This window comes from Stakelama sediminis, assembly GCF_014199335.1.
Classification (GTDB): Bacteria; Pseudomonadota; Alphaproteobacteria; order Sphingomonadales; family Sphingomonadaceae; genus Sphingomonas; species Sphingomonas sediminis.
Genome location: NZ_JACIJI010000001.1, coordinates 1150598 through 1177554, shown reverse-complemented (window position 1 = coordinate 1177554; position 26957 = coordinate 1150598). Strand labels below are relative to the sequence as shown.

Here is a 26957-nt window from a genome sequence, read left to right as displayed (position 1 = left end):
AAACGTCAGCAAAACGTCATTGAACTATGGGAACCGGCTGTATCGGCGGGTGGGGGATTCGCGTGCAGCGTACCATTATCTTGAAGCGGCTGGCCGCGGTACGGCACTGGCTTCCGGCGGACGTTTATTTGTGGCTGAAGGCATTGTTGCTCGCCGTGCTTGCGGTACAGGCGGCGTGGTTGGTGTGGGTGCTGGCGACACCGACAGGACCGTTCGGCGCGTGGCGACCGGCAGCACCGCAGGCGATGGCTCCGGAGATGCAGAGCGCCTTGCTGGCGCGGTTCGATCCGTTTTTCCGGTCGGGTGCGGACAGCGCGGATGACAGCGGCACCGTCACCGACCTCGACCTGCAACTGTTCGGCGTGCAGATCAATCGTGGAGCGGGCACCGGATCGGCGATCATCGCCGGGCCGGACGGTGAACAGCAAAGCTATGGGGTGGGCGAGGAGATCGTCCCCGGTGCGAAGCTGCTTGCCGTGGCGTTCGACCATGTCGTGATCGATCGCGGATCGCGCAGGGAAAGTCTCTATCTCGATCAGTCCACACCGGCACCGGTGGCCGGCGCTTCGGATAGCCCGGCGCCGACGCCCACGCCTGTTTCTGCCGGGTCCGGCAAACCGCCGATCAAGCTGACCCCGACCGCAGTACGGGACGGCATCGCCTTCACGCCGCGCAGCGAGGACGGGAGAGTCAGCGGCCTCGTGCTTGCTCCCAGGGGCGATGGCGCGGTGTTTCGTGCCGCCGGATTTCAGCCCGGTGACATTGCCACCGCCGTGAACGGTCAACGCATTACGTCCGCTGCAGCTCTGGCCGCGCTGCAATCGCAGATCCGGCCGGGCGCGCGGCTTTCCATAACGGTTGAACGGGGCGCTGCGTCCGTTCCCGTTTCCCTCAATCTTGCGAGCGAATAAGCGTGAAGAAACTCCTCCCTCTTGCGGCTTTGGTGATGACCGCCGTCGCGCCGAATGTCGCTATTGCGCAATATTCGCTGAATATGCGCGATGCTGATGTACGAGCCTTCGTGGCCGATGCGGCGCGCGTCATGCACATGACGATGATCGTCGACGGACGCGTCAACGGCAAGATTTCGGTCGTCACTGAACGCCCGCTCAGCCGATCGGAATATTTTGAAGTATTTCTGTCGACCTTGCGTGCCAACGGGCTGGTCGCGATTCCCATTCAGGGCGGCTATCGCATTCAGCCGATCAACGGTGCCGCATCCGAACCGACTCGGATCACGCAGCGCGCCAGGGGCGGCAACCAGTTCGTTACCGAGATTTTCCGGCTGAAAGCGATTGATGCGGCGGGCGCCATCGAAACGCTGCGCCCATTGGTCAGTTCGCAAGGGTCGGTGACGGCCAACCGCGATGCCAATTCGCTGGTCGTCGTCGATTTCGCCGATAATGTCGCGCGCATTCGCCAGCTTCTGGAGCGCATCGACCGGGACAATGCGACCAGCCAGATCGTCTATCTGAAAAATGTCGGCGCGCGCGAGGTGGCGGAATCGCTCACTAATCTCGCGGGCAAAGGCGCCAACGGCTCCGCGCCGCCTGTCACCGTAACGGCCATCGACAGCAGCAATGCGCTGGCGCTGCGCGGTGATACCACCGCCGTTGCACGGTTCGTGGCGATGGCGCAGGGGCTGGATCAGCACGCCGCCGACGGTACGCAAATCCGCGTTTACTGGCTGGAACATGCCGATGCCGAACAGTTGCTGCCGGTGCTGCAACAGCTTCTCGGCCAGCCGGTGACGCAGCCCAGCGAAGCCCCCGGTTTCATCACCAGTTCGAGCGGCAGCGCGTTCGGCAAATCGGGGTCGAGCAGCACCGCCGCCACCTCATCGCCCACGCCCAGTCCGACGCCGACAAGTTCCGGCACCAGTTCGGGCAGCGGAGCCGGGGCCGGAATCGCCACACACGGCCCGGCGGTGGTCACCCGCTATCAGGGGGCGAACGCGATCATCGTCGCCGCGAATTCGGACGTCCAGCGCAAGCTGGGCGAGGTTATTCGCCAGCTCGATACGCGGCGCGAACAGGTGCTGGTCGAAGCGATCATTGTCGAAATCAGCGACAATGCCGCACGCAAGCTGGGGGTACAGTTTCTGCTCGGCGGTAAGAATACGCCCTTTCTGGCCACCAACTATTCCAATGCCGATCCCAATATCCTGACCCTGGGCGGTGCGGCTGCCAATTACCTGCTCGGACGGCAGACCTCCACCAGTTCGGACGGCAGCACCACGACCACCTATGACAATCCGCTGGGCAGCGGCATCACCGATGCGGCGGCGCAGTCGATCCTGAATGCCACCGGCGGCTTTGGCGGTGCAGTGACGGAGATCGGCAAGAATGCGGTATTCGGCGCGATCCTGAACGCGGTGAAGTCCGACACGGAATCGAACGTTCTGTCGACGCCGTCGATCATGACGCTCGATAATCAGCAGGCGCAGTTGCTGGTCGGGCAGGAAATTCCGGTGACCACCGGCGAAGCGCTGTCGAGCAATTTCGACAATGCGTTCCGTACCGTGCAGCGCGAAAATGTCGGCATTCAGCTCGACGTGAAGCCGCAGATCAATTCCTCCGGCTCGATCAAGCTGTATATCCGGCAGGAGGTGTCGAGCATCTCCGGCCCGGTGTCGAGCAACTCCAGCGACCTGATCGTCAACAAGCGCGAATTCAAGACGGTGCTGACCGTCGATGACGGCGACATTCTGGCGATCGGTGGCCTGCTCGACCAGAATGAGCGGCGGACGCTGGAGCGTATCCCGCTGCTCAGCGATATTCCCCTGCTGGGGGAGCTGTTCAAATCGCGCTCGCGCAGCAAGGTGAAGACCAACCTGATGGTCTTTATCCGTCCGACCATCATCCGCTCGGCGGAGGATGCACGCAAGCTGACTGCGCGGCGTTATGGGTATATTCGCGGGCGACAGCTAGCGCGCAATCCGAACGAAGAGCCTTCGATCGACGCGCTGGTGCGCGATTATATGGGCGCGGCTCCGCCTGCCGCGACGCCTCAGCCCGGCGACGTGACGTACGACGGGTCGGCCCCGCCCCCCGCCGGTCCGGAGACCGATCAATGAGCGCAACCGGCGGCGATATCGACGCTGTGGGCGAACCGGCGGTGCCGATGGGCGCGGGTCACGATTTGCCGATGGAATTCGATGCGCCGGTGCATGACGATCTGCCGGTCACTGCCGTGCTCGATATCCCGCACGGTTTTGCCCGCGCACATGGCGTCATCCTGTTGCCGCGCGACGATGGCCGGTTGACCGTGGCGTTGCGTGAAGGCGCCGATCCGGAAGTGCTGATCGAGGTGCGGCGCCATCTTGCCGAGGCTTTCGATATCGCCTTTGTCGATGCCGCGACCTTCGACCGTCATCTGCAGGAGCGCTATACCATCGACGACAGCGCGGCAGGGCTGGCCGGCTCGATCGCGGCGGAGGACGATCTCGACGCGCTGGCGGGCGGCATCCCCAGTGCGGAGGATCTGGTGGGCAGTGCCGATGACGCACCCGCCATCCGCCTGATCAACGGCATCATCGCAGAGGCCGTGCGGCAGGGTGTCAGCGACATTCATATCGAACCCTATGAAAGCGGGCTGACGGTACGGATGCGCATGGACGGCGTGCTGAAGGAAACGCTGCGCATGCCGCCGCATGTCGCGCCCGTGGTGGTCAGCCGCGTGAAGGTGATGGCGCGGCTCGACATCGCCGAACGCCGCATTCCGCAGGATGGCCGAATCGCCATCACGCTGGGGGGCAAGCGCCTCGACGTGCGCGTCTCCACCCTGCCCGGTCGTGCAGGCGAGCGCGTGGTGCTGCGTATCCTCGACAAAGATCAGGCCGGGCTGTCGCTCGACCTGCTGGGGCTGGGCGGTAAGGCGGAAATCGTGCTGCGCGAAGCGCTGGCCGAACCCAACGGCATCATTCTCGTCACCGGCCCCACCGGATCGGGCAAGACGACGACGCTCTATGCCAGCCTGTCGCAGCTTAACGACGGCAGCCGTAATATCCTGACCGTCGAAGACCCGGTCGAATATGCGATTGACGGAGTCGGGCAGACGCAGGTGAATGCAAAGGTCGGGCTGACCTTTGCGGCGGGCTTGCGCGCGATCCTGCGGCAGGATCCGGATGTGGTGATGGTCGGCGAAATCCGCGACCGCGAAACCGCTGAAATCGCGGTACAGGCGTCGCTGACCGGCCATCTGGTGCTGTCCACCGTCCATACCAACGACGCGGTCGGCGCGATCACGCGGATGCGCGATATGAAGGTGGAGCCGTTCCTGCTCGCTTCCACGCTGCGCGCGGTGGTGGCGCAGCGGCTGGTCCGCCGGTTGTGCGACCATTGCCGCAGGCCCGAACAGGCGGATCAGGGCGTGGCGGCGCTGTTGGGATTCGATTCAGGCGCGATCGTCTATCGCCCGGTCGGCTGCAAGGAATGCGGCAATACCGGGTTCAAGGGACGGATCGGCGTGTTTGAGGTGGTGCGCGTCGATACCACCATCCGCAAGCTCATCAATGACGGCGGCGACGAGGCGATGATCGCGCGGCATGCCTTTCTCAACGCGGCCAATCTCGGCTCGGCGGCACGCGCACTGGTGAAGGCCGGCTTGACGACGCCCGAAGAGGCGATCCGCATTTCACGGCGGGAGAGCGAGGACGGCGATGGCTGACTTCGCCTATGTCGCCATCGACGCGCGCGGGCGCGAACGGCGCGGCCATCTGAACGCTGCCAATGACGGTGCGGCACGCGCAACGCTGGCGGCACGCAGGCTGCATGTCGTGCGTATTGCCCCCGGTGCTGCGCCCGCCAAATCGAGTCGGGGACCATCGCTGCTGTCAGCGCTCAACGCGCGCAGGCTCTCGGCCAAGCAACTGACGCTGTTTACCCGCCAGTTCGCGACGATCAGCCAAGTCAGCCCGATCGAGGAATCGCTGCGCACCATTGCCCGGCAGAGCGAGCAGGATCATGTCCGCGCCATTGTCGCGCGTGTCGCCGACGGTGTGGTTGAGGGGCGCAGACTGGCCGATGCGATGGCGCGCGAACCGCGCAGCTTTCCGCCGCTCTATCGCGCGATGGTGTCGGCGGGCGAAAGCTCCGGCACGCTGCCCGACCTGCTCGAACGACTGTCGGCGCTGCTGGAGCGGCAGGCGGAGATGCGCGGCAAGGTGTTTTCCGCGCTTGCCTATCCGGTCGTGCTGACGCTGGTGGCGATCCTCGTCGTCGCGGTGCTGATGATCAAGGTGGTGCCCAAGGTGGTGGAACAGTTCGACAATGTCGGCCAGCAACTGCCGCTGCTTACCCGTCTCGTCATGGGGGTGAGCGGTTTTCTGGCAAGCTGGTGGTGGGCGCTGGCGATCCTTTTTGCGCTGCTGGCGGCGGGGTTTGCACTGCTGATGCGGCGGGAGGATTTTCGTTTGATCGTCGACGGCGCGATGCTGCGTGTGCCGCTGCTGGGTCGGTTGATCCGCGACCTTCATGCCGCGCGCATGGCGCGCACGCTGGCGACGATGGTCGAAAGCCGCCTGCCGCTGATCGACGGCATTCGCCTGACCGGGCAGACGGTGCACAACCGGGTGCTACGCAAGGCAACCGCGGAGATCACCGAGTCGATTCGCGCGGGCGGCAGCCTGTCGGGCGCGCTCGGCCGCGCGGGCGTGTTTCCGCCGTTGCTCGTCTATCTCGCGGCGAGCGGGGAGACGGCGGGACGGCTTGGCCCCATGCTGGCGCGCGCCGCCGACTATCTCGAACGCGAATTCGACAATTTCACCGCGACCGCGCTGTCGATGCTCGAACCGGCGATCATCGTCGTGATGGGCGTCGTCGTGTCGGTCATCATCCTGTCCATCCTGTTGCCCATCCTGCAACTGCAATCGCTGATCGGAGCCTGATTCCATGCGCCTGCCGCATTGTCGCCATCTCAACCGCCTGCGCCGCATCCTTGCCGTACAGCGCCGCCGCGCCACCCGTCATCGCGATCCCGAAGCCGGGTTCACGCTGGTCGAACTGATGGTCGTCATCGTCATCATCGGCCTGCTGGCCACGGTCGTTCTCATCAACGTGCTGCCCAGTCAGGACAAGGCGATGGTGACGAAGGCGCGCGCCGATATTGCCACGCTGGATCAGGCGATGGAGATGTACCGCCTCGACAACATGACCTATCCAAGCGCGGCTGACGGGTTGCAGGCACTGCGCACGCCGCCCGCCGACCTGACCCAGCCGGGCCGCTATCGCCCCGGCGGTTATATCAAATCGCTGCCCAATGATCCCTGGGGGCGTCCCTATCAGTTCAGCGTTCCCGGCAAGGATGGACAGCCTTTCTCCATCTATTCGCTGGGTGCGGATGGTGCTCCCGGCGGCGATGGCCTGAACGCGGACATCTACGCGCAACAAGGCTGAGCAGGGTTTCAGGTCCATGCGGCGCAACGGCTTCACTCTGGTCGAAATGCTCGTCGTCATCACCGTGATGGCGCTGATGGCGGGCGTCGTGGTGATGTCGATCGGCCCGCGCGGCAATGGTCCGGCCACCGCCGCCGACCGGTTTGCCAGCCGTGTCGCCGCCGCGCGCGACGCCGCGATTACCACCGGTGCGCCGGTGGCTGTATGGGTCAGCGCCTCGGGATACGGCTTTGAACGCTATGCCGACCGCCATTGGGAACCGATGACGCAAAAGCCGTTCAGGGGCGATGACTGGGGCAGGGATATGGTCGCGACCATGGACCATGCCGAGCGTGGCCGCATCGCATTCGATACGATCGGCCTGCCCGCAACACCGGTATCGGTGACGCTCAGCGACGGGTCGCGCAAATCGGTGGTGACGGTGCGCGCCGACGGCGATGTCACGGTGCTGTGATGGCGACAATAGCCTATCCTTCTTCCGCCCGCCCGGACGAACAGGGCTTTACCCTGATCGAGATGCTGGTGGCGCTGGCGGTGTTTTCCATCGCCGCGCTCGCGCTGCTGCGGCTCGACGGCTATGCGGTCGCGACCACGGCCGATCTCGACGCGCGCTCGATGGCCGAACTGGTCGTCGATAATCAGGCCGCATTGATCGCTACCGATCCGGCACCACCCGATAAGGGTGATGCAACCCTTCAGGTCACCAATGGCGGGCGCCGCTTCACCGTTCATATCCGCACCGCACCGACGGTCGATCGGCGGCTGGTGCGCGTCGACCTGCTTGCCGTGGAGCAGGGCGGAGTCGGGCGCGCAGGCCGCACGCTGGTAAAGCAGGTGCAATGATGCCGGACGTGCCCGCTTCCCAACGCGGCTTCACGCTGGTCGAGATGCTGGTGGCGCTGGTTGTCTTCGCACTGCTGGCGAGCGCAGGCGTCGGCCTGTTGCGCGCCAGCGTCGACACCCAGTCGGCGGTGGCGCAGCGCCTGAGCGAACGCAAGGGCGTGGAGCGGCTGCGGCTGATGTTCACCACCGATCTGGGGCAGGCCGTCGACCGCCCGACCCGCGATGCGCGCGGTGCCAACGAGCCGGCCTTTGCGGGCGATCAGGGCGGCTTCATGCTGGTGCGCGGCGGCTGGAGCAATGTCGGCGATGCGCCGCGTTCCGATATGCAACGCGTCTATTGGCGCTTTGACGGCGATCATGTCACCCGCGCCGGTCAGGTGACGCTGGACGGATCGCAGCCCCGGCCGCCGATTGCGCTGGCCGATGCGGCATCCGCGACCATGCGCTATCGCGGGGCGGATGGTGTCTGGTATCCGACCTGGCCGGTACAGGGACAAATCCTGCCCGTTGCGGTCGAACTGACGATGCAGGCACAGGGGCAGGCGCCGCTGACCATCATCGCCACCCTGCCGCCGGGGCCACGTCCGGTGGCACCGTTGTCTGCTGAGGCATCGTCATGATCGGGAAGCGGAACGAACGCGGCATGGCACTGCTGACGGTGTTGTTGCTGGTATCGGTGATGGCGGTGATCGCCGCGACCGCGCTCGACCGGCTGACGCTGGCGACGCGGCTGGCGGGTAATGCGGTAACGCTGGGGCAGGCGCGCGCCTGGCTCGGCACCGCGGAACTGCTCACCACCACCCGGCTCGATGATATGCTGGCGGCCAATCTGTCGCAGACGACGCTGGATGCCAGCTGGCTGGGGCAGCCGCGCACCATTGCCCTGCCCGACGGTGCGGTCGTTACGGCGACGCTGACCGATGGCGGCAATTGTTTCAATCTCAACAGTCTGGTCAGCGAAAAGCAGCCCGGTGTCTATGGCACGCGGGCCACTGGCGTTGCCCAGTTTATCGCGCTGATGGAGGCTCTGGGCATCGGGCAGGGGGTAGCCGTCAATGTTGCCGGTGCTGCCGCCGACTGGATCGACAGCGATGACGTTGCAGGGCCATCGGGCGCGGAAGATGCGGCCTATGCCGGGCGGGAAGGGGGCGGACTTGCCGCCAGCCGCCCGATGGCGGACAAGAGCGAATTGCGCGGGGTCGCAGGCGTCACGCCAAAGCTCTACGCAACGCTCGAACCCTGGATATGCGCGCTGCCTGTGACTGACCTGTCGCCGATCAATGTCAACACGCTGCTACCGGCGCAGGCGCCGCTGCTGACCATGCTCGCGCCCGACCAGATCAGTCCCGGTCTGGCGCGCGCGCAGCTTTCCAGCCGTCCGGCCGGAGGCTATGGCAGCGTCTATCGTTTCTGGAATTCGCCGATGCTTGCGCGCCTCGACATTCCCCGCGGCGTTGCCGCACAGGTTCAGGTAAAGACCGACTGGTTCGATCTCGATGCACGTGTCGGATCGGGAGGGCTGGACGTCAGCGAACAGGCGCTGGTCGATGCCCGCAAACAGCCCGTGATGATCGCGCGGCGGCAATGGACGAGTGTACGGTAGCGCATGGCGGAAACGATCCTGATCGCATTGCCTGCCGCACCGGAACAGGCCCCTGCCGAAACGCCCTGGTGGCGGATCGCCGACGGTGCCGTGATCGCGCATGGTGAAGATGCACGCTGGCTGGATGTGCTCGCGGATCCCGCCATAACCGTGGACCTGATCGCGCTCGCCCCGGTTTCCCGTGTGCGGCTTGGGTTCGCGCACAATGCCGACATGCCGGTGCGACAGGCAGTGGCGGTGGCGCGCGTCCGGGCCGGGGAAACCAGTCTTGGCGATCCCGAAACGCTGCACATTGTCGCGGCGGCGATGTCGGGCGCGGACGGGATGATTGCCACGGCTACGGTCGCCAATGACGCGATGCTGGGCTGGCGCGAATGGCTGGACGGACTGGGCTGCAAAACGGCCGCCATCGTGCCTGCCGGGCTTGCCATGCCCTATGGTGAGGACTGGCATCGGGCGAGTCTGGCAGGCGAAACCGTGCTTGCGCGCGGCCGCACTATCTTCCCCGACGAACCCGCGCTGGTACAGGCACTGGCGGCAGGTGCGGCAATCGCCGATGTCGATCCGGCGACGACAGACACCGAACTGGTCGCGCTGGCGCAGACGCGCCCGCTCAACCTGCTGACCGGTCGGTTCGCCATCCGACGCCGCTGGAAGGTCGACCGTCTGCGCTTGCGGGAATTGTTGATTCTGCTGGCGCTGGTTGCGATGCTCGGCTTGTTGATAGCGCTCGCCCAGCTCTGGCGGATCGATCATGCCGCGAACCGGCTCGACGCCGAGGCCGCGCGCGCTGCATCGCAGGCACTGGGTAAGCCGGTCACCATCGACACCGCAGAGGCGGAACTGGATGCGAAAGCCGCGCGCCGGCCCGGAACCGGCGGCGATTTCGCATCGCCCCTTGCCGCGTTGTTCGCGGAAATGGAGGGTAACGCCTCCGTTACTGCCACCGCTATCGGGTGGCAGGGGGACGGAACGCTGACGGCCACGCTCGCCGCGCCGCGCGCAGAAGACATCAACCGCGTCCTGCTCGCATTGCAACGGCAGGGCTGGACCGCCACCGCCGTTTCGCGAAATGCGCCCGATGGCCGGATCATGGCGGATATTACCTTAAGGGCAACACCATGACCGCTTCACTTAGCCAGTGGTGGCTCGGCCGCAGCAGGCGCGAACGCAACCTGCTGTTGTTGATGCTGGCCATCGCGGTGCCGATCCTGCTGTGGCTGCTGGTGGTGCGACCGCTCGACACCGCATTTACCACTGCCCGCCTGTCGCTGAACGAAAGCATCGCCCGCCATGGCCGGATTATTGCGAAGGCCGATGCCCTGATGGCGGCACCTGTGCCGGACGCGCCAAAGGGAAAGCCGCTCGACACGCTGGCGTCGCTTAGCGTGCTGGTGGCCGATGCCGCCAGCCAGATCGGTCTGACGCTCGATAGCGCCAATCCGGTCGGCAGTAACGCCATCGACATCCGTATCGCACAGGCGCGACCGGCTGCCGTTACCGGCATGCTGTCGCACCTTGAGACGCGCGGGCTGAGCGTTGAAAGCATGCGCATGACACCTGCCGGGACGGGCACGGTGTCGGTCAGTGCGCGTCTGGTGCGTAGATGATGAGGCGCGTTCGCTGGCCCCTGTGGATCGCGGGTGTGTTCGTGCTGGCGCTGCTGGCCCTGTTTCCGCTGCGCCCCGCCCTGCAAATTGCGGGGGCGGAGCGATCGGGACTTGCCGCCCGTGCCGTTGCCGGGACGGTATGGAACGGCGCGATGGGCGATGTGCGGCTGCGTCATCTGCGGCTTGGGGATTTTTCCGTTTCGCTCAATCCGCTGGCGCTGCTGACGGGATCGGCCAACCTCCATTTAACCCGTTTCAAGGATAGCGACGGGCCTCTGACAGGGGTGTTGCGAAGCGGGCGCCATACCGGCGGGGTCGCGCATCTGAAAGGGCGGGTCGCCGCCGCCGGTCTGTTCGGACAGGTGCCGCTTGACGCTCTGGAATTTTCCGACACCACGATCCTGTTTCGCGACGGCCATTGTGCGCGGGCGGAAGGTACGATGACCGCGATGCTGGGGCAGGCGCTGGGCGCGCTCGATCTTTCCCCCGATATGCGCGGGCAATGGCGTTGCGACGGTGACAGGGCACGTATCGTGCTGAGCGCTGGAGCGGGTCAGCAGGTCGATTTTTTACTTGCCGCGAGCGGTAGATACCAGATCGAAATGCGCATTGCGTCGCGGAGCGGGGAGCAGCAGGTCGCATTGGGGTTGTTCGGATTTCACCCGCGCGACGGTGCGATGGTGCTGACGACCAACGGGCAGTTGTGAACACGCTTCTTCTCGGTATTTCGCCACTGGTCAGTGCGTCGACCCTTGGCGTGCTGGGCGCGATTTTCGGCAGCTTCCTCGCTACCCTGTGTCTTCGCTGGCCGCGCGGAAAAAGCGTGCTGAAAGGGCGTTCGCAGTGCGATGGCTGCGGTCGCTTCCTGACCGGAATCGACCTGATTCCACTGTTCAGTGCTGTGTTTAGCCGCGGACGGTGCGGACGCTGTGGTGCTCTGATCGCCCCGTTGCACTGGAAGGTCGAACTGACGGCAGCACTTGCCGGGATCATTGCTGCGCTATGCTTTCCTTTTGCACAGGCGGCGGCTCTGGCGGTGCTGGTCTGGCTGGCATTGCCGCTGATCGTGCTCGACTGGCGGCATTTGTGGCTTCCCGACCCGCTGACCTTCCTCCTCGCCCTGGCCGGGTTGGTGCTGGGTGGATTGCTCGGCATTTCCTTCGATGCGCAATTGATCGGGGGCCTGACGGGCTTCGGGATGCTGTGGAGCATGGCGGCCGGCTATCGCCTTTTGCGCGGGCGTGACGGCATGGGGGCGGGCGATACCAAGCTGTTGGGCGCGCTGGGCCTGTGGGCGGGATGGCAGGCCCTGCCGTTCATTCTGTTGCTGGCGGCGCTGGGCGGGCTTGGCATCGCCTTGCTATATCGTACGCAGGAGCGCCTCGACGAGCGTCAGCTTCCCTTCGGTGCCTGCCTTGCCAGCGCAGCGATCACGGTTGCCGCTGCCAATCTTCAATATGGCTGGTGGTAGGAAACGACGTTACCGGCTGTCGGCCTGCAAGGCGTCGAACAGGCGGCTGCGGATGGTGCGGATCGCCGCCATCGCATCCTGTTCGACGGGTTTTTCCTGCCGCTCGGTTTTCAGCAACTGCTGCACCCCGCGAATGGTATAGCCTTCCTTGTTGAGCAGCCGGTGGATACGCCGCACCAGGGCGGCATCTTCGGGCCGGTAATAGCGCCTCTGGCCTGCGCGTTGCAGCGGACGAAGCTGAGGAAAGCGCGTTTCCCAATAGCGTAACCGGTGCTGCGGCAGGTTCAGTTCCTGCGCCAGCTCGCCGATGGTGCGAAAGGCGCCGGACGCCTTGGTCGGTTCCGGCCCGGTCACGCTCAGTCGGCGTCGATAATCCGGTCGCGCAGCATCTGGCTGGCGCGGAAGGTCAACACGCGGCGCGGTGCAATAGGCACTTCCACGCCGGTTTTCGGATTGCGGCCGATGCGTTCGCCCTTGTCGCGCAATACAAAGCTGCCGAAACCGGCAATCTTCACATTCTCACCATCGGCGAGGGCGTTGCACATATGTGCCAGAATCTGTTCGACAAACTCGCCGGAATCCGCACGCGAGAGACCGATCTCGCTATGCAGGGCATCGGCCAGATCTGCTCGGGTCAGCGTACCGGTCATCACATCTCCCCGCTTTCGAGTCCATTTTGAACGAAACAATAGAGTATCATATTGACGAAATTGCGCAAACATCAACCATAACGGCTCCGTTATGATTAGTAGCGTATTACGGATGCGCCCCAGGTGAACCCGCCACCCATCGCTTCCAGTACCAGCAGGTCGCCGCGTTTGATCCGGCCGTCCCGAATCGCAACGTCAAGCGCCAGCGGAACCGATGCTGCGGAGGTATTGGCGTGCCGGTCCACCGTAACCACCACTTTTTCCGGCGAAAGGTTCAGTTTTCGTGCTGTGGCGTCAAGAATCCGGGCATTTGCCTGATGGGGTACCACCCAATTGACGTCATCGGCGGTCAATCCCGCAGCTTCCAGCGCTTCCGACATGACATTGGCAAGGTTCACCACCGCATGCCGGAACACTTCGCGTCCCTTCATGCGCAGTTTGCCGACAGTACCGGTGGTCGACGGGCCGCCATCGACATAGAGCATGTCGTTATGGCGCCCATCGGCGTGCAGGCGGGTTGCCAGAATGCCTGCGTCGCCCTCGCGCGCTTCCAGAATGATTGCACCCGCCCCGTCCCCGAATAGGACACAGGTGCCGCGATCTTCCCAATCGAGGATGCGGCTGAAGGTTTCGGCGCCGATTACCAGTGCCCGATTCGCGGCACCGCTGACGATCATGCTGTCGGCGACCTGCACCGCGTAAAGGAAGCCCGAACACACCGCGGCGACATCGAATGCCACGCAATCGCCAATGCCCAGCGCTGCCTGTACCTTAGTCGCGGTCGATGGAAAGGTCTGGTCGGGCGTGGCCGTCGCCAGCACAATCAGGTCGATATCGTCAGCCGGGATTCCTGCATCCGCCAGCGCCGCTCTTGCTGCATCGGCGGCCAGCGTGCCGGTGGTCTCGTCCGGGCCGGCGATATGGCGAAATCGGATGCCGGTGCGTTCGACAATCCATTCGTCGGACGTGTCCACCGTTTCCGCCAGCTCGGCATTCGATACCCGGCGGGCGGGGAGTGCCGAGCCGGTTCCGGCGATCACGGCGCGACGGGTCATGCGGCCTCCGCTTCGAAATTACGCAGATTGTCGGAGATGCGACGGGTCAGGTCGTCGCGCACCATCTTCGCGGCCACGCCGATCGCGGTAGCCACGCCCAGTTCGTTGGCACCGCCATGGCTTTTGACCACCAGTCCGTTCAGGCCCAGAAACACCGCGCCGTTATGGTTGTTGGGATCGAGCTGGTCGCGCAGCAATTCGGTGGCCGGGCGTGAAATCAGGAATCCGACCTTCGACCGCACGGAACTGCGGAAGGCGCGTTTCAGCAGGTCGGCGACGAACCGCGCGGTGCCTTCGGCGGTCTTGAGCGCGATATTGCCCGAAAACCCGTCGCATACCACGACATCGACTTCACCGCGCGACAACCGGTCACCCTCGATATAGCCGTTGAAGGTCAGCGGCAGATGGGTGGCGGCGCGAAGCTGTGCGGCGGCATCGCGGATGCTTTCGATCCCCTTCTGCTCTTCGGTGCCGATATTGAGCAGCGCGACACGCGGGCTTTCCAGTTCCAGCGCGGTGCGCGCATAGGCAGCACCCATAACGGCGAACTGGACGAGATTGCGGGTGTCGCATTCAGCATTGGCGCCGAGGTCAAGCATGACCAGATCGGTCTCGCCCAGACTGGGCAGCAGTGCCGCAAGCGCCGGTCGATCGATCCCCGGCATGGTGCGCAGCGACAGCTTGGCCATCGCCATTAGTGCGCCGGTATTGCCGGAGGAAACGGCGGCGGCGGCCTCTCCCCGCTTGACCAGATCGACGGCGATTCCCATCGACGTGGTGCGGGCGCGGCGCAGCGCCTGGCTCGGCTTCTCGTCCGAACGCACGACTTCGGCCGCGTGGACGACTTCCGACGCGGCGGACAGGCCGGGATGGTTTTTCAGGCCGCCGCGAATCGCCTCTTCGTCCCCGACGAGCAGGAATTTCGCGTCGTTATATTGGCGCCGCGCGCGCGCGACACCGGCCAGCATGACGGCAAGTCCTTCATCGCCGCCCATCGCATCGACGGCGATCCGGGAGCTTGAAGTCATGTGCGAACCGTCCTGTACCTTAGTGTTCAGCCCTCGACCGAAACGATCTCACGGCCGTTATAATGGCCACAGGCATTGCACATATGGTGCGGGCGCTTCAACTCGCCACAGTTGGGGCATTCCTGAAATGCCTCGACCTTCAGCGAATCATGGGCGCGACGCATGCCACGCTTGGACGGGGTGGTTTTTCTCTTCGGAACGGCCATTTCGGCACCTTCTTCAAAATCTGTTCATGTGTTCGGGTGTCGCGATACGCCGCGCGCGCGATCAAGGCAAGCGGCCACACAGTCCGGCCACTCGCCGGACCGGCAAGCGGCAGGTCACGAAGCGAGCGAGCGCCTATACCGATTTTCCCCGGCATTGCAAGCGTTCGCGCTCCGTGCCACTGGAGGCAACGGCAAACGAAACAGGGGATGCATGGTGCTTACGGTAACATTGGTGACGGCTGGGGCGTGCGCGATCCTCAACCTCTGGCTTGCCTTTCGTGTCGGGCAGGTACGCCGCGGCAAAAAGATCTTCATCGGTGACGGCGGCGATACGCAACTGATCGCACGCATGCGTGCGCAGGCCAATTTCGTTGAATATGCGCCGTTCATCCTGATCCTGATCGGTCTGATCGAATATACGCAGGGGACATCGCTGCTGTTGTGGATTGTGGGCCTTGCCTTCGTGCTCGCCCGTATCCTGCACCCGTTCGGCATGGACGGCTGGATGCCCGGCCGCATGGCGGGCACCGCGATCACGCTGCTGCTGTTGCTGATACTCGGCATCTACGCCGCCACGCTGCCCTTCACCGCAGGCCCGCACAGCAGCGGCACCACCCACGCCGTCGAAGCACTGCCGCGCACGGGGTGAGCGGGAGCGCCTCTTGCTCAACGTCATGCCAGCGCAGCCTGGCATCCATGTCTCTCGCCACACTTAACAGCGCGCACAGTATAGAGACAGACCCCGGCCTGCGCTGGGGTGACGATGGACGGCAGGCGGGGAATGCGTCGCTCCCGCCTACCCCGCCTCCGCGCGGAAACGCGCGACTGCGGTGTCGGAGACGAACGGGTTGCTCTGCCGTTCATGCGCGAAATTGCTCATCGGGCCGTGGCCGGGAATGAAGGCGGTATCGTCGCCCAGCGGCCATAGCCTGCCGGTGATCGCGTTGATCAGCGAGGGATGGTCGCCCAGCGGAAAGTCGGTACGGCCGATCGAGCCCTGAAACAGCACATCGCCGACAATCGCCAGTTTCGACGGTGCATGGTGGAACACGACATGGCCGGGCGTGTGGCCGGGACAGTGATAGACGTCGAGCGTCAGCTCGCTCACCGTTACCCGATCGCCCTGTTCCAGCCAGCGATCGGGTTCGAACACCATGCCGTTGACGCCGTAATTCTTCCCGTCCTCATCCAGTCGGGAGATCCAGAAACGGTCGGCCTCCTGCGGCCCTTCGATCGGCACGCCTAGTTCTTTGGCGAAAGTGCCCGCCTCTCCGCAATGGTCGATATGGCCATGGGTGATCAGGATTTTCTCGATTTCCACGCCATGTTGTTCGGCAGCGGCGCGCAGCCGGTCGAGATCGCCGCCGGGATCGACGAATGCCCCGCGCATCGTCTTTGTGCACCAGATCAGCGAGCAATTCTGCTGAAGCGGGGTGACGGGGATAATAGCGGCGCGCAGCGGTGGGTTTTGCATGGTATCGACATAGGCGGCGCACCGCTTTGCGGCAACACGGGCTTGCCGTTCGCGCGCTTGCGCTGCATGTCGCAAGGCATGACGCGGCTTGATGACGCCAATCCCTTTGTGTTGCTGGACGACGCCCGCCCCGGCGGTGCGCCCGCGCGGCTCTATACCGATCCGGTCGAGCTGGTGGAGGCGTGGAGCGCCGATGCCGTGCCCGCCTGCCTCGACCGCATTCGCGCTGCTGCCCGCGATGGCCTGCACGCTGCCGGCTTCCTCGGCTATGGTGCAGGCGCCGCGTTCGAACCGATAATGCCGACGGAGGGCGATGGCGAAACGCCCCTGCTGTGGTTCGGGCTGTTCCGGAGTTGGGAGGAACTGACGCCGAAGGAAGTGGAGGCACTGCTTCCTGACCCGACCGGGGCGTGGATCGGCAGGCCGCAACCCGATATCGACTTTGCGGCCTACGCCGACCATGCCGAAACCGTGGCCGGGCATATTCGTGACGGGGACATTTATCAGGCGAACCTGACCTTTCAGGCGACGGTGCCTGCCGAGGGGCATGTGCTGGCGGTGTATGCGGCGCTGCGGCGGCGGGCGCGGGCTGGCTATGGCGCGGCGGTGTGGACTGGGCAGAACTGGCTTTTATCCTTCTCTCCCGAACTGTTTTTCGCGCTGGAAGGGGGCAGATTGCGCGTTCGCCCGATGAAGGGCACCGCGCCGCGCGGTACCACGCCGGAGGAGGATAAGGCGCTGGTCGAGGCATTGCGCAGCGATCCCAAGCAGCGCGCGGAAAACCTGATGATCGTCGATCTGATGCGCAACGATCTCAGCCGTATCGCCCGTCCGGGCAGCGTCGCGGTGCCCGAAAAATTCGGGATCGAGACTTATCCGACAGTCCACCAGATGGTGTCCGGCGTGACTGCCGAGCTGGCACCGGGGAAGGATGCCGTCGATGTGCTGGGCGCCCTGTTTCCCTGTGGCTCGATCACCGGCGCCCCTAAAATCCGCGCGATGCAGGTCATTGCCGAGGTGGAACAGGGGGTGCCGCGTGGTCCATATACCGGTGCGATCGGGCGGATCGACGCGGACGGCGATGCGATGTTCAACGTCGCTATCCGTACATTGTGGTCGGGTGAGGGGGGGCGGTTCCGCATCGGTCTCGGCTCCGGCTATGTCGCTGATTCGGAACCGCGGCGCGAATGGGAGGAGTGTCTTGCCAAGGGCGCGTTTCTGAACGCCGGGCAGCGCCCCTTCGACCTGATCGAGACGATGGCGTTCGATCCGCGCACCGGCATCACGCTGCTCGAACGGCATCTGGCACGGATGAAGGAAAGCGCTGCCCGGTTCGGCTTCAGTTTCGACCGCCATGCCGCGCGCAACGAGTTGCAGGCCGCGACCTTCCGCCTGCGTGCGCCCTCGCGGGTGCGGCTGCTGCTCAGCCCCAGCGGTGCGGTGGCGATCGGCATCGACCCCATGCCTGTGCCGCCCGACGAGCCGGTGCTGGTGGCGATCCGTCCGCTGCCGGTGGACAGCAACGACTTCCGATTGCGCCACAAGACCACGGACCGGGCTTTCTATGATGACGCCCGACGTGCAAGCGGTGCGTTCGAGATCGTGTTTACCACCCCCGACGGCGCGTTGACGGAAGGCAGCTTCACCTCAATCTTCGTGCCGCAGGGCGACCGGCTGGCCACACCGCCCATCCGATCCGCCCTGCCGGGCGTGCTGCGCGCAGAACTGCTGGAATCGGGCAGGGCCTTTGAAAAAACACTGAAAGCCGATGACCTCACGCAAGAATTTTACATCGGCAACGCACTTCGTGGCCTGATTCGTGCGCGACTGGTTGCGGAAAGCCCGGCGCGCGGCTAAAGCGCCCGCGCCGTATCCGACAGGGAACCCGATCCATGCAGACTTCGACCGCGCTCGACCGTATCCAGCCCTCTGCCACGCTCGCCATGACCGCGCGCGCCGGCGAGCTGAAACGTCAGGGTGTCGATGTGATCGGCCTGGGTGCGGGCGAACCCGATTTCGACACGCCCGATTTCGTCAAGGAAGCCGCGATCGAGGCGATTCGCGCGGGCAAGACGAAATATACGCCGGTCGACGGCACGCCCGAACTGAAAGAAGCGATCGTCGCCAAGTTCAAGCGCGATAACGGCCTCGATTATGCCACCACGCAGGTCGGCGCACAGGTCGGCGGCAAGCATACGTTGTTCAACGCGATGGTGGCGACGCTGAACCCCGGCGATGAAGTCATCATTCCCGCCCCCTATTGGGTCAGTTATCCCGATGTCGTGCGCTTTTGCGACGGGCAGCCGGTGGTGGTGCAGGCGGGGCCGGAACAGGGCTACAAGCTGACACCCGAACAGCTTGACGCCGCGATCACCGACAAGACCAAGTGGCTGGTACTCAATTCTCCGTCCAACCCGACGGGAGCGGCTTATAGCGCCGATGAACTGCGCGCGCTGGGCGAAGTGCTCGAACGTCACGAACATGTCTGGATCTTCGTCGACGACATGTACGAACATATCACTTATGACGGGTTCGAATTCACGACGCTCGCACAGGTCTGCCCGTCGCTGTATGGCCGCACGCTGACTGTCAACGGCTGTTCGAAAGCCTATGCGATGACCGGCTGGCGGATCGGCTTTGCCGGTGGTCCGCAATGGCTGATCCGCGCGATGGCGAAGCTGCAGTCGCAATCGACCTCCAACCCGACCTCGATTTCGCAGGCCGCTGCCGTCGCGGCGCTGACCGGCGATCAGAGCTTTTTGAAAGAACGCGCCGCTGCGTTTGAAAAGCGCCGCGATCTGGTGGTGTCGATGCTCAACCGGATTGACGGGATGACCTGCCCGCGTCCGCAGGGCGCATTCTATGTCTATCCCGAATTTTCCGGGCTGATCGGCAAGAGTACGCCTGACGGCACGGTGATCGATACCGATCAGGCGATGGTCGGCTATCTGCTCGATCATGCACGCGTGGCGGCGGTGCATGGCGCGGCATTCGGTCTGTCGCCCGCGATGCGGATCAGCTACGCGACCTCGGACGCGCTGCTGGAAGAAGCCTGCAATCGCATTCAGGAAGCCTGCGCTTCGCTTCGCTGAACAGGTTGCTCACCGCAGGTTAACCCCCGCCGGTATATATATACGCACCCTGACAGAAATGTTCGGGAAACTTTTGGGTTGCATTTTACAACGCGCACCCCATTTGTGCACCGCACACAAAACGCAGAACAACAGTAGAATGACGATGAAAAAAGCGACTGGCGCAACCAGCTTTACCAAGCTCTTTCTCTCCGGCTTCGTGCTCGGCACCGCCGGGCTGCTCGCCGCGCATTCGATTACGGCGCAAGCCTCTCCCGCCAACCCTGCGGCGGTGCATTCGACGATCCAGCGTTAAGCCGATGAGGATGCTGCGCCTTTCCGCAGCATTGGCCGGCCTTGGAGCGCTGGCTGTATTTTTCATGCCTGTCGGGCATGCCGAAAAGGCAGTTCCGCTTCCTCCTCCCGCTTTTACCATGGCGCCTCCTGCAAAGATGCAGACGGCGGTACTGGCCGGCGGCTGTTTCTGGGGCATGGAAGCAGTGTTCGAACAGTTGAAGGGCGTCCACAAGGTCACGGCTGGCTATGCTGGCGGCAGGGCGTCGACCGCCACCTATCGTCAGGTCAGCAGCGAAACCACCCGTCATGCCGAAGCTGTCCGGATTACCTATGATCCGCGCCAGATCAGCTATGGCCGGTTGCTGCGCATTTATTTTTCGGTCGCGCATGATCCGACCCAGCTCAACCGTCAGACACCCGATGTCGGCACCAGCTATCGCAGCGCGATTTTTCCGCAAAATGTCGCGCAGAAGCAGGTTGCCCAGCGCTATATTGCACAACTGAACAAGGCAGGCGCTTTTTCGAAACCGATCGTCACCCGGATCGAAGGCGGGCATTTCTATCAGGCCGAAGCCTATCACCAGCATTATTACGACCGGCATCCCGACAGCCCCTATATCGTGCGCTGGGACAAGCCGAAGGTTGCGGCGCTGAAGGCCGCCTATCCCGACTGGGTGCGCTGAGCCTTAGGACGGATCGCCATTCAGCCCTGATGGCCTGCAAAAGGCGGCTTTCCGCGCTTCCAGTGCTCACGTACTGAAAGTACGCTGCGCGCCGGGTCACGAAAATCCACCATATTGTTCTACGAACGTCTGCGACTCCGTCACATCATCTTCTGAATGCTGATCCGTCCTAAAGCAGCGACAGTTCGTTGAGCTTGCCGATCAGCGCCGGCGGCATCGCGGCGACGGCTTCTCCGGCGGCATCGAGATCGGCAGGAGCATCTTTCCCTTCCAGATAGCGCCAGCCCTGATGCGCGCGCTTGGGGTGCGCCTGCACCAGAATCAGGCGGGGTTCGAGATGGATGGCGGTGCGCCCGTTTTCCGCTTCGCTGAACCCCAGGATCGGTGAACGCGCGACCAGTTGATGGCGCAGGATCCAGTAGAGCGACCCGCCCGCCATTTCTTCGTGGCGGCGCGGCAGGTAGCGGGTGACGTGCGTGAAGCCGCCCGCCGCACGACGCGCGGCAATGCGTTCCTCAAACGCTTCCAGACTGTCGATGCCGAACGCGACCTTGGTGATGTGCAACGCCATGACGCGGATGTGGGGCTTCAGCGGACGTGACTCAAGTTCAATGGACGTTGAACAGCGTCGCCAGCCCCAGCAGTGCGAAAAATCCCATGCAATCGGTCATCGTCGTGACGAATACCGTGGAGGTGATAGCCGGGTCGATCCGCAGCCGGTCCAGCCCGATGGGGATCAGCACCCCCGACAGTCCGGCATTGATACTGTTGATGATCATCGCCGCGAACAGGATCAGCGACAGTGCTGTGTCATGATAATAAAGCTGACAGCCGAGCGCCATCAGGAACCCCAGCGCAATACCGTTGGCGATGGAAATCCACCATTCGCGCAGGATCATGCGCCAGGTGTTCGACGTGGTGAGCTGATTGGTGGCAAGCGCGCGTACCGTCACCGCCATCGTCTGAGTCGCGGCGTTGCCGCCCATGCCCGATACGATGGTCATCAGCGCCGACAGGGCGACCAGCTTGGCGATGGTGCCGGAGAAAAAGGCGATGACCGTTGCCGCCAGGATCGCGGTGCCCAGATTGATGAGCAACCAGGTCATCCGCGTCCGGATGGTGCTGGGCAACGGCTCGTTGATGTCGCCTTCGCCTGCACCGGACAGGCGCAGAATGTCCTCGCCCGCTTCCTCGCTGATGATGTGGACGACATCGTCCACCGTGATCATGCCGACCAGCCGCCCCGAGGAATCGACCACAGCCGCGGAGATCAGCGCGTATTTCTGAAAGCGCAGCGCCACTTCTTCCTGATCCAGATCGACCGGGATCAGCGTCTGTTCGCGTTTCATGACGTCGCCGATCGAGACCACGCGCGGCGTGCGCAGAATCCAGGACAGATGGCAGGTGCCGACCGGGCGGTGGCCGGGGTCGACCACGAAGATTTCCCAGAAATCGGTCTGGAGTTCCTCGCTGCCGCGCAGATAATCGAGCACATCGCCGACCGTCCAGTGCTCCGGCACCGCGATCAGCTCGCGCTGCATCAGGCGCCCGGCGGATTCCTCGGGATAGCTCAGCGCTTCTTCGATCGCGGCACGGTCGTCGGGGTCGAGCGCGCGCAGCACCGCGCGCTGATCCGCCTCCTCCATATCCTCGATGATCGCAACGGCATCGTCGGTGTCGAGTTCGGCGGCGAAGCTGGCAACCTGATGCGGGGACAGCGAATCGATCAGCTCTTCGCGGACCCAGTCGTTGAGTTCGCTGATCACTTCGCCGTCGATCTGATCACCGATGGCGGCAATCAGCGCGCGGCGCTGGTCGCCGGGCGTCAGTTCGATCAGGTCGGCGATGTCGGCGGGGTGCAACGGCTCGACAAGGTCGCGCACTTCATCGGTGTCGTCCGCCTCCACCGCATCGAGTACGGCGCGCACGAAATCGTGCTTCAGGCGGTCGTCTTCGTCCAGCTCGCTTTCGGGTTGTTCCACGGGGTCGGAAAGTCGGGTATCGCTCATCCGTCCTCCTTTCCACAAACCGGCCGGAGTGCCCGTCTAGCGCGGCAAGCGCGCGCTGCCAATCGTTCGCATGCGCACAACCGCAATTCGCTGACGGTTGAGGTAGCGCACGCGGCTGGCTAAGGGGAGGGCCACATTGACCGGAGTTGTTTCAAAAATGACCGATACCAATCCCATGCTGCACATGACGCTGGAAAGCGGCGACGTGAAAATCCGCCTGCGGCCCGACCTTGCTCCCAAGCATGTCGAGCGTATTACCAGTCTGGCCGATAAGGGCTTTTACGACGATGTCGTTTTCCACCGCGTCATCGACGGCTTCATGGCGCAGGGCGGCGACCCGACCGGCACCGGCACAGGCGGTTCCGACGAACCCGATCTTCCGGCGGAATTCAGCGACGAACCGCATGTTCGCGGCGTATGTTCGATGGCGCGCACGATGAACCCCAACAGCGCCAACAGCCAGTTTTTCATCTGCTTCGACGATGCGCGTTTCCTCGACGGGCAATATACCGTCTGGGGCGAAGTCGTCGAAGGCATGGAGCATATCGATGCGCTGCCCAAGGGCGAACCGCCGCGCAATCCGGGCAAGATCGTCAAGATGCGTCCTGCCTGACGCTGAAGCCGATCTGCGCGCCGCTTTTCCGCATTATCCGAAAAGCGGCGCGCCAGGATCAGAAATTATTCTTCCGGAACGTCGAACGTTTCGAACAGCCAGTCATGGAACAGTTTGACCGGGCGCTGCGACAGCGCGCGGGGCCGACAGGCGAACCACCAGCTATAGGGGCTTTCGACTTCCATATCGAACAGCCTGACCAGCCGGTCGTCACGGCGCGCGGAAAAATGACTGTCGAGCATCAGCGCGATCCCCAGACCTTGCGCCGCCGCTTCGAAGATCAGCGGGCCTGAGTCGAAATAATCGATCGCGGCAGCCTCCAGATCGGGACGCCCGATGGCGTTGCGCCAGATGCTGAAACTGTCGGGCATGTCGCGATGGACAAGGATCGTCTGGCCGGACAATTGCGCCGGGTCGAGGATGGGATTGTCGCCTTCGGTCAGGCTGCGTGCACCGATGGCGAGCAACTTGCTATGGTCCAGGCGACGGCCATAGAGCGCCGGATCGACATCCTGTGCCAACACGATTGCGGCATCCAGTCCGTCGCCAAGACGCGCCAGCCCATGGCCGCCTGTATCGACGTCGAGATGCAGTTCGGGATGGCGTTTGCGCAGGTCGGGCAGCTTTGGCAACAGCCGCTTTTCCGCGAACAGCGGCATCACGCCGAGCCGAAGTCGCAGAAGGTCGATCGCGCTGGTCATTTCCTCGACCGCATCGGACAGCGTGTCCAGCGCCGGCGCGATCCGACGTAACAACCGGTCGCCGTCTCCGTTCAGGCGCAAGGACTGGTGACGGCGCTCGAACAGCGGCTTGCCGATAAAGCGTTCCAGCGCCTGCACGCGTCGGCTCAGTGCCGGAGACGAGAGCGCAAGCTCATCCGCCGCAGCCTTGATCGACCCCAGCCGGGCGACATGCACGAACGCTTCGATGGCGGTCAGCGGAGGAAGCCGTCTCATTACGGCATTGTGCGATGCGTCATGAGAATTGCAACTACAATGATGAACCGCCTTTGTGCCACGGTCGACCAAATTGCAAAAAACGCAACCAGACCTATTCTTTTCGCACTTGCACAAAATCATGGTGCAGTGCACATAGGACGTGCCTTTCAGGCATCCTCTCCTAAACCTTTCAAGGCCGGTCCATCTGGATCGGCCCTTTTTTTGTCTGCGGCACCCCCTCGATCTTGCGGAACCCCGTTCCTATGTCCTGCCTCCCCCCTTGGGAACGGACAGTGGAAAGGACGGGCCGATGGCCGACGATGAACGTACTCCCAACCGGCTGCAAGTGGCCAACTCCCGCCCGGAAGACAGCGGCAGGGGGCTGGCGCATCTGCCGCGCGCGACGATGGCGGCGATGGGGCTTAGTGAGGGGGCTGCTGTCGAAATCGCCGGAAAACGCGCTACGCCTGCCATCGCGGTCTATCCCTATCCCGAAGATGAAGGGCTGGAAATTATCCGCATCGACGGGCTTCAGCGTGCCAATGCGGGGGTCGGATCGGGCGAGTTCGTCGAAATCCGCAAGGCCGATCCCAAGCCTGCGACTCGGGTTGTCTTCGCACCTGCACAAAAGAATTTACGGCTTCAGGGTTCGTCCGAAGCGCTTAAACGGACCTTTTTCAACCGGCCGTTATGTCAGGGCGATGTCGTCGCCACGGTCGGGCAGCAGCGGGTCGCCGATATCCCGCCGCAGGTCGCCCAGCATTTGCGGGCACCCGCTTATGCGCTGCAGGAAATCCGCCTGACGGTGTTGTCGACCACGCCGAAGGGCGTCGTCCATATCGATGCCGATACCGAAATCGAACTGCGCACCGATTTTGCCGAGCCGCAGGAAAGCCGTCGCGCCGACGTCACTTATGACGATATCGGCGGTATGGCGGGAACGATTGATCAATTGCGTGAGATGGTTGAGCTGCCGCTGCGCTATCCCGAACTGTTTCAGCGGCTTGGCGTCGATCCGCCCAAAGGGGTGCTGCTGCATGGTCCGCCGGGAACCGGCAAGACCCGGCTGGCGCGTGCGGTTGCCAATGAATCGGATGCCGAATTCTTCCTCGTCAACGGGCCTGAGATCATGGGATCGGCCTATGGCGAATCCGAAAAGCGGTTGCGCGAAGTGTTCGAGGAAGCGACGAAGGCCGCGCCCTCCATCGTCTTTATCGACGAAATCGACTCGATTGCGCCCAAACGGGGGCAGGTGTCGGGGGAGGCGGAAAAGCGGCTCGTCGCGCAGCTTCTGACGCTGATGGACGGGCTGGAGGCGCGCGCCAATCTGGTCGTGATCGCCGCGACCAACCGGCCCGAGGCCATCGATGAGGCGCTGCGCCGTCCCGGCCGGTTCGATCGCGAAATCGTTGTCGGTGTGCCCGATGAGCGCGGTCGTCGCGAGATTCTGGGCATTCACACGCGCGGCATGCCGCTGGATGAAGATGTCGATCTGGGTGAGCTGGCCCGCACCACCTATGGCTTTGTCGGGGCGGATATCGCTGCCCTGACGCGCGAAGCCGCGATCGAGGCGGTGCGGCGGATCATGCCGAAGCTCAACCTGTCGGAACAGACGATCCCGCCCGAAGTGCTCGATACGTTGTCGGTTGGCCGCAAGGACTTCCTTGAGGCGCTGAAGCGCGTACAGCCGTCCGCCATGCGGGAGGTGATGGTGCAGGCGCCGCAGGTCCGCTGGGACGATGTCGGCGGGCTGGACGAAGCGCAGATGCGGATGAAGGAGGGCGTCGAACTGCCGCTCAAGGATCCGCAGGCGTTTCGCCGACTGGGGATTCGTCCCGCCAAGGGCTTCCTGCTCTATGGTCCGCCCGGAACCGGCAAGACGTTGCTCGCCAAGGCGGTGGCGCGGGAGGCGGAGGCGAACTTCATCGCCACCAAATCCTCCGACCTGTTAAGCAAATGGTATGGCGAAAGCGAGCAGCAGATCGCCCGGCTGTTCGCCCGTGCGCGGCAGGTCGCACCCTGCGTGATCTTTATCGACGAGCTTGATTCGCTGGTGCCCGCGCGGGGCGGTGGGCTGGGCGAGCCTCAGGTGACGGAACGCGTGGTCAACACCATCCTTGCCGAGATGGACGGGCTGGAAGAATTGCAGTCGGTGGTGGTGATCGGTGCGACCAATCGCCCCAATCTGGTCGATCCGGCGCTGTTGCGGCCCGGACGGTTCGACGAACTCATCTATGTCGGCGTGCCCGATCAGGCGGGACGCGAACGCATCCTGTCTATCCAGACGCAAAAGATGCCGCTGGCGTCCGATGTCGATCTGTCCGTCATCGCCGCGCGGACCGACCGGTTTACCGGTGCGGATCTGGAAGATGTGGTGCGCCGTGCCGGGCTGGTGGCGCTGCGCGAATCGCTGACCAACGATCAGGTGACGATGGCGCATTTCGAAACCGCGCTCAGCGAATCGCGGGCCAGCGTCACGCCGGAGATGGAACGCGAATATCAGGCCATGTCGGCGAAACTGAAGCAGGAGGCGGTGGCGATGCAGCCGATCGGCTTCATTACGCCGGGGATGCTCAAGCGTCGGACTGACGAAGAGTAGTGGTCAATCTATCGCTGGACGATGGCTTTCTGTCTTCGTCCAGCAATAGTCGCGGGTGACGGTGGCGATGGTGACCGTATAGCTGTCGTACCAGCGTTCGCGTCCGGCCTCACGGATACGGATATGATCGGGGTGATCGCGCCAGGCAGCGGCATCGTCGGCGCTGTCCCAGAAGCTGATGGTGATTCCGGTGCCGTCGGGGCTGCGGGCGCTTTCCATGCCGGCAAAACCCCGCTGCGCGGCGGCCAGTGCGGCCATATGTCGGGACGCTGCGGCATAGCCATTTTCGTCCGCGTGCGTGCGGACGGAGGTGAAAATCACCGCAATTTGGCCTTTTCGCGTATCTTCCATAGTCAAGGACTAGCCGTATCTTACAGTGTCGCAAGCCCGGTTCGCAGCAGTTGCGCTTGAT

General features: G+C 63.8%; 30 protein-coding genes. 20 read left to right on the top strand and 10 right to left on the bottom strand.

The genetic code is table 11. The features are described 5' to 3' along the window. Positions 1-62: 62 nt before the first annotated feature. The 13 genes from FHR23_RS06010 (at position 63) to FHR23_RS05950 (ending at position 11922) form a co-directional block, all read left to right on the top strand. Positions 63-911, top strand: coding sequence for a type II secretion system protein N (locus FHR23_RS06010; RefSeq protein WP_343043020.1), 849 nt, complete (start codon positions 63-65; stop codon positions 909-911). A gap of 35 nt (positions 912-946) precedes the next feature. Next, a complete protein-coding gene (gene gspD / locus FHR23_RS06005; RefSeq protein WP_184002214.1) occupies positions 947-3076 on the top strand; it encodes a type II secretion system secretin GspD in 2130 nt (709 codons plus the stop codon). Positions 3077-3147: 71 nt separating this feature from the next. Beyond that, positions 3148-4668 carry an ATPase, T2SS/T4P/T4SS family gene (locus FHR23_RS06000; protein ID WP_184002213.1) on the top strand — a complete coding sequence of 507 codons (1521 nt, stop codon included), beginning with the start codon at positions 3148-3150 and terminating at the stop codon, positions 4666-4668. Beyond that, positions 4661-5887: a type II secretion system inner membrane protein GspF gene (gspF, locus tag FHR23_RS05995; protein ID WP_184001950.1), complete on the top strand. Its 1227-nt coding sequence runs from the start codon at positions 4661-4663 to the stop codon at positions 5885-5887. Before FHR23_RS06000 ends, gspF begins: the two co-directional genes overlap by 8 nt. A gap of 4 nt (positions 5888-5891) precedes the next feature. Continuing rightward, entirely contained in the window at positions 5892-6395 is a 504-nt protein-coding gene (gene gspG / locus FHR23_RS05990; RefSeq protein ID WP_184001949.1) for a type II secretion system major pseudopilin GspG, read from the top strand. 16 nt (positions 6396-6411) lie between these two features. After that, the gene (locus tag FHR23_RS05985) at positions 6412-6849 is read left to right on the top strand and encodes a GspH/FimT family pseudopilin (protein ID WP_184002212.1); all 438 of its coding nucleotides are present in this window, start codon (positions 6412-6414) and stop codon (positions 6847-6849) included. Then, complete coding sequence (gspI, locus tag FHR23_RS05980; RefSeq protein ID WP_184001948.1) at positions 6849-7238, top strand: type II secretion system minor pseudopilin GspI; 390 nt, start codon at positions 6849-6851, stop codon at positions 7236-7238. The genes FHR23_RS05985 and gspI overlap by 1 nt, the downstream gene beginning before the upstream one ends. Next, positions 7235-7858, top strand: coding sequence for a type II secretion system minor pseudopilin GspJ (gene gspJ / locus FHR23_RS05975; protein ID WP_184001947.1), 624 nt, complete (start codon positions 7235-7237; stop codon positions 7856-7858). Before gspI ends, gspJ begins: the two co-directional genes overlap by 4 nt. Next, positions 7855-8841, top strand: coding sequence for a type II secretion system minor pseudopilin GspK (gspK, locus tag FHR23_RS05970; RefSeq protein ID WP_184001946.1), 987 nt, complete (start codon positions 7855-7857; stop codon positions 8839-8841). The genes gspJ and gspK overlap by 4 nt, the downstream gene beginning before the upstream one ends. A gap of 3 nt (positions 8842-8844) precedes the next feature. After that, positions 8845-9966: a type II secretion system protein GspL gene (gene gspL / locus FHR23_RS05965; protein WP_184001945.1), complete on the top strand. Its 1122-nt coding sequence runs from the start codon at positions 8845-8847 to the stop codon at positions 9964-9966. After that, complete coding sequence (gspM, locus tag FHR23_RS05960; protein WP_184001944.1) at positions 9963-10451, top strand: type II secretion system protein GspM; 489 nt, start codon at positions 9963-9965, stop codon at positions 10449-10451. Before gspL ends, gspM begins: the two co-directional genes overlap by 4 nt. Continuing rightward, positions 10448-11158, top strand: a complete 711-nt coding sequence (gene gspN / locus FHR23_RS05955) for a type II secretion system protein N (protein ID WP_184001943.1) — start codon at positions 10448-10450, stop codon at positions 11156-11158. Before gspM ends, gspN begins: the two co-directional genes overlap by 4 nt. After that, positions 11155-11922, top strand: a complete 768-nt coding sequence (locus tag FHR23_RS05950) for a prepilin peptidase (protein ID WP_343043019.1) — start codon at positions 11155-11157, stop codon at positions 11920-11922. Before gspN ends, FHR23_RS05950 begins: the two co-directional genes overlap by 4 nt. Before the next feature lie 9 nt (positions 11923-11931). Here FHR23_RS05950 and FHR23_RS05945 read toward each other — a convergent pair whose 3' ends face one another. The 5 genes from FHR23_RS05945 to rpmF all read right to left on the bottom strand — a co-directional run bounded on the left by FHR23_RS05945 (position 11932) and on the right by rpmF (position 14861). Next, a complete protein-coding gene (locus FHR23_RS05945) occupies positions 11932-12276 on the bottom strand; it encodes a MerR family transcriptional regulator (RefSeq protein WP_184001942.1) in 345 nt (114 codons plus the stop codon). A 2-nt stretch (positions 12277-12278) separates the two neighbouring features. Then, the gene (locus tag FHR23_RS05940) at positions 12279-12572 is read right to left on the bottom strand and encodes an integration host factor subunit alpha (RefSeq protein WP_184001941.1); all 294 of its coding nucleotides are present in this window, start codon (positions 12570-12572) and stop codon (positions 12279-12281) included. A 95-nt stretch (positions 12573-12667) separates the two neighbouring features. After that, positions 12668-13627 (bottom strand): beta-ketoacyl-ACP synthase III, encoded by a 960-nt coding sequence (locus FHR23_RS05935; RefSeq protein WP_184001940.1) that lies wholly within the window; start codon positions 13625-13627, stop codon positions 12668-12670. Then, positions 13624-14655, bottom strand: a complete 1032-nt coding sequence (gene plsX, locus FHR23_RS05930) for a phosphate acyltransferase PlsX (protein ID WP_184001939.1) — start codon at positions 14653-14655, stop codon at positions 13624-13626. The genes FHR23_RS05935 and plsX overlap by 4 nt, the downstream gene beginning before the upstream one ends. 26 nt (positions 14656-14681) lie before the next feature. Further along, complete coding sequence (gene rpmF / locus FHR23_RS05925) at positions 14682-14861, bottom strand: 50S ribosomal protein L32 (RefSeq protein WP_184001938.1); 180 nt, start codon at positions 14859-14861, stop codon at positions 14682-14684. A 211-nt stretch (positions 14862-15072) separates the two neighbouring features. On the opposite strand from rpmF, the gene FHR23_RS05920 reads away from it, so the two are divergent. After that, the gene (locus FHR23_RS05920; RefSeq protein WP_184001937.1) at positions 15073-15510 is read left to right on the top strand and encodes an MAPEG family protein; all 438 of its coding nucleotides are present in this window, start codon (positions 15073-15075) and stop codon (positions 15508-15510) included. A 147-nt stretch (positions 15511-15657) separates the two neighbouring features. Here the strand turns inward: FHR23_RS05920 and FHR23_RS05915 are convergent, their stop codons facing one another. Further along, positions 15658-16335, bottom strand: coding sequence for an MBL fold metallo-hydrolase (locus tag FHR23_RS05915; RefSeq protein ID WP_281377181.1), 678 nt, complete (start codon positions 16333-16335; stop codon positions 15658-15660). A gap of 78 nt (positions 16336-16413) precedes the next feature. Between FHR23_RS05915 and pabB the strand changes: the two genes are divergently transcribed. The 4 genes from pabB to msrA all read left to right on the top strand — a co-directional run bounded on the left by pabB (position 16414) and on the right by msrA (position 20386). Then, positions 16414-18192, top strand: coding sequence for an aminodeoxychorismate synthase component I (gene pabB, locus FHR23_RS05910; RefSeq protein WP_184001936.1), 1779 nt, complete (start codon positions 16414-16416; stop codon positions 18190-18192). Between the two features lie 35 nt (positions 18193-18227). Then, positions 18228-19427 (top strand): pyridoxal phosphate-dependent aminotransferase, encoded by a 1200-nt coding sequence (locus FHR23_RS05905; RefSeq protein WP_184001935.1) that lies wholly within the window; start codon positions 18228-18230, stop codon positions 19425-19427. A 145-nt stretch (positions 19428-19572) separates the two neighbouring features. Further along, entirely contained in the window at positions 19573-19722 is a 150-nt protein-coding gene (locus tag FHR23_RS05900; RefSeq protein WP_184001934.1) for a hypothetical protein, read from the top strand. Between the two features lie 4 nt (positions 19723-19726). Next, the gene (gene msrA, locus FHR23_RS05895; protein ID WP_425506344.1) at positions 19727-20386 is read left to right on the top strand and encodes a peptide-methionine (S)-S-oxide reductase MsrA; all 660 of its coding nucleotides are present in this window, start codon (positions 19727-19729) and stop codon (positions 20384-20386) included. A gap of 169 nt (positions 20387-20555) precedes the next feature. On the opposite strand, the gene FHR23_RS05890 is transcribed toward msrA, so the two are convergent. Next, positions 20556-20957, bottom strand: coding sequence for a DUF1489 family protein (locus FHR23_RS05890; RefSeq protein ID WP_184001932.1), 402 nt, complete (start codon positions 20955-20957; stop codon positions 20556-20558). 37 nt (positions 20958-20994) lie between these two features. Next, entirely contained in the window at positions 20995-22395 is a 1401-nt protein-coding gene (mgtE, locus tag FHR23_RS05885; protein WP_184001931.1) for a magnesium transporter, read from the bottom strand. Between the two features lie 157 nt (positions 22396-22552). Between mgtE and FHR23_RS05880 the strand changes: the two genes are divergently transcribed. Next, positions 22553-23008: a peptidylprolyl isomerase gene (locus tag FHR23_RS05880; protein WP_184001930.1), complete on the top strand. Its 456-nt coding sequence runs from the start codon at positions 22553-22555 to the stop codon at positions 23006-23008. A gap of 65 nt (positions 23009-23073) precedes the next feature. On the opposite strand, the gene FHR23_RS05875 is transcribed toward FHR23_RS05880, so the two are convergent. Next, a complete protein-coding gene (locus FHR23_RS05875) occupies positions 23074-23964 on the bottom strand; it encodes a LysR substrate-binding domain-containing protein (RefSeq protein ID WP_184001929.1) in 891 nt (296 codons plus the stop codon). 292 nt (positions 23965-24256) lie between these two features. Here FHR23_RS05875 and FHR23_RS05870 point away from each other — a divergent pair, with 292 nt between their 5' ends. Then, a complete protein-coding gene (locus tag FHR23_RS05870; RefSeq protein ID WP_184001928.1) occupies positions 24257-26545 on the top strand; it encodes a CDC48 family AAA ATPase in 2289 nt (762 codons plus the stop codon). Positions 26546-26548: 3 nt separating this feature from the next. On the opposite strand, the gene FHR23_RS05865 is transcribed toward FHR23_RS05870, so the two are convergent. Continuing rightward, the gene (locus tag FHR23_RS05865; protein ID WP_343043017.1) at positions 26549-26866 is read right to left on the bottom strand and encodes an antibiotic biosynthesis monooxygenase family protein; all 318 of its coding nucleotides are present in this window, start codon (positions 26864-26866) and stop codon (positions 26549-26551) included. Positions 26867-26957: the final 91 nt, after the last annotated feature.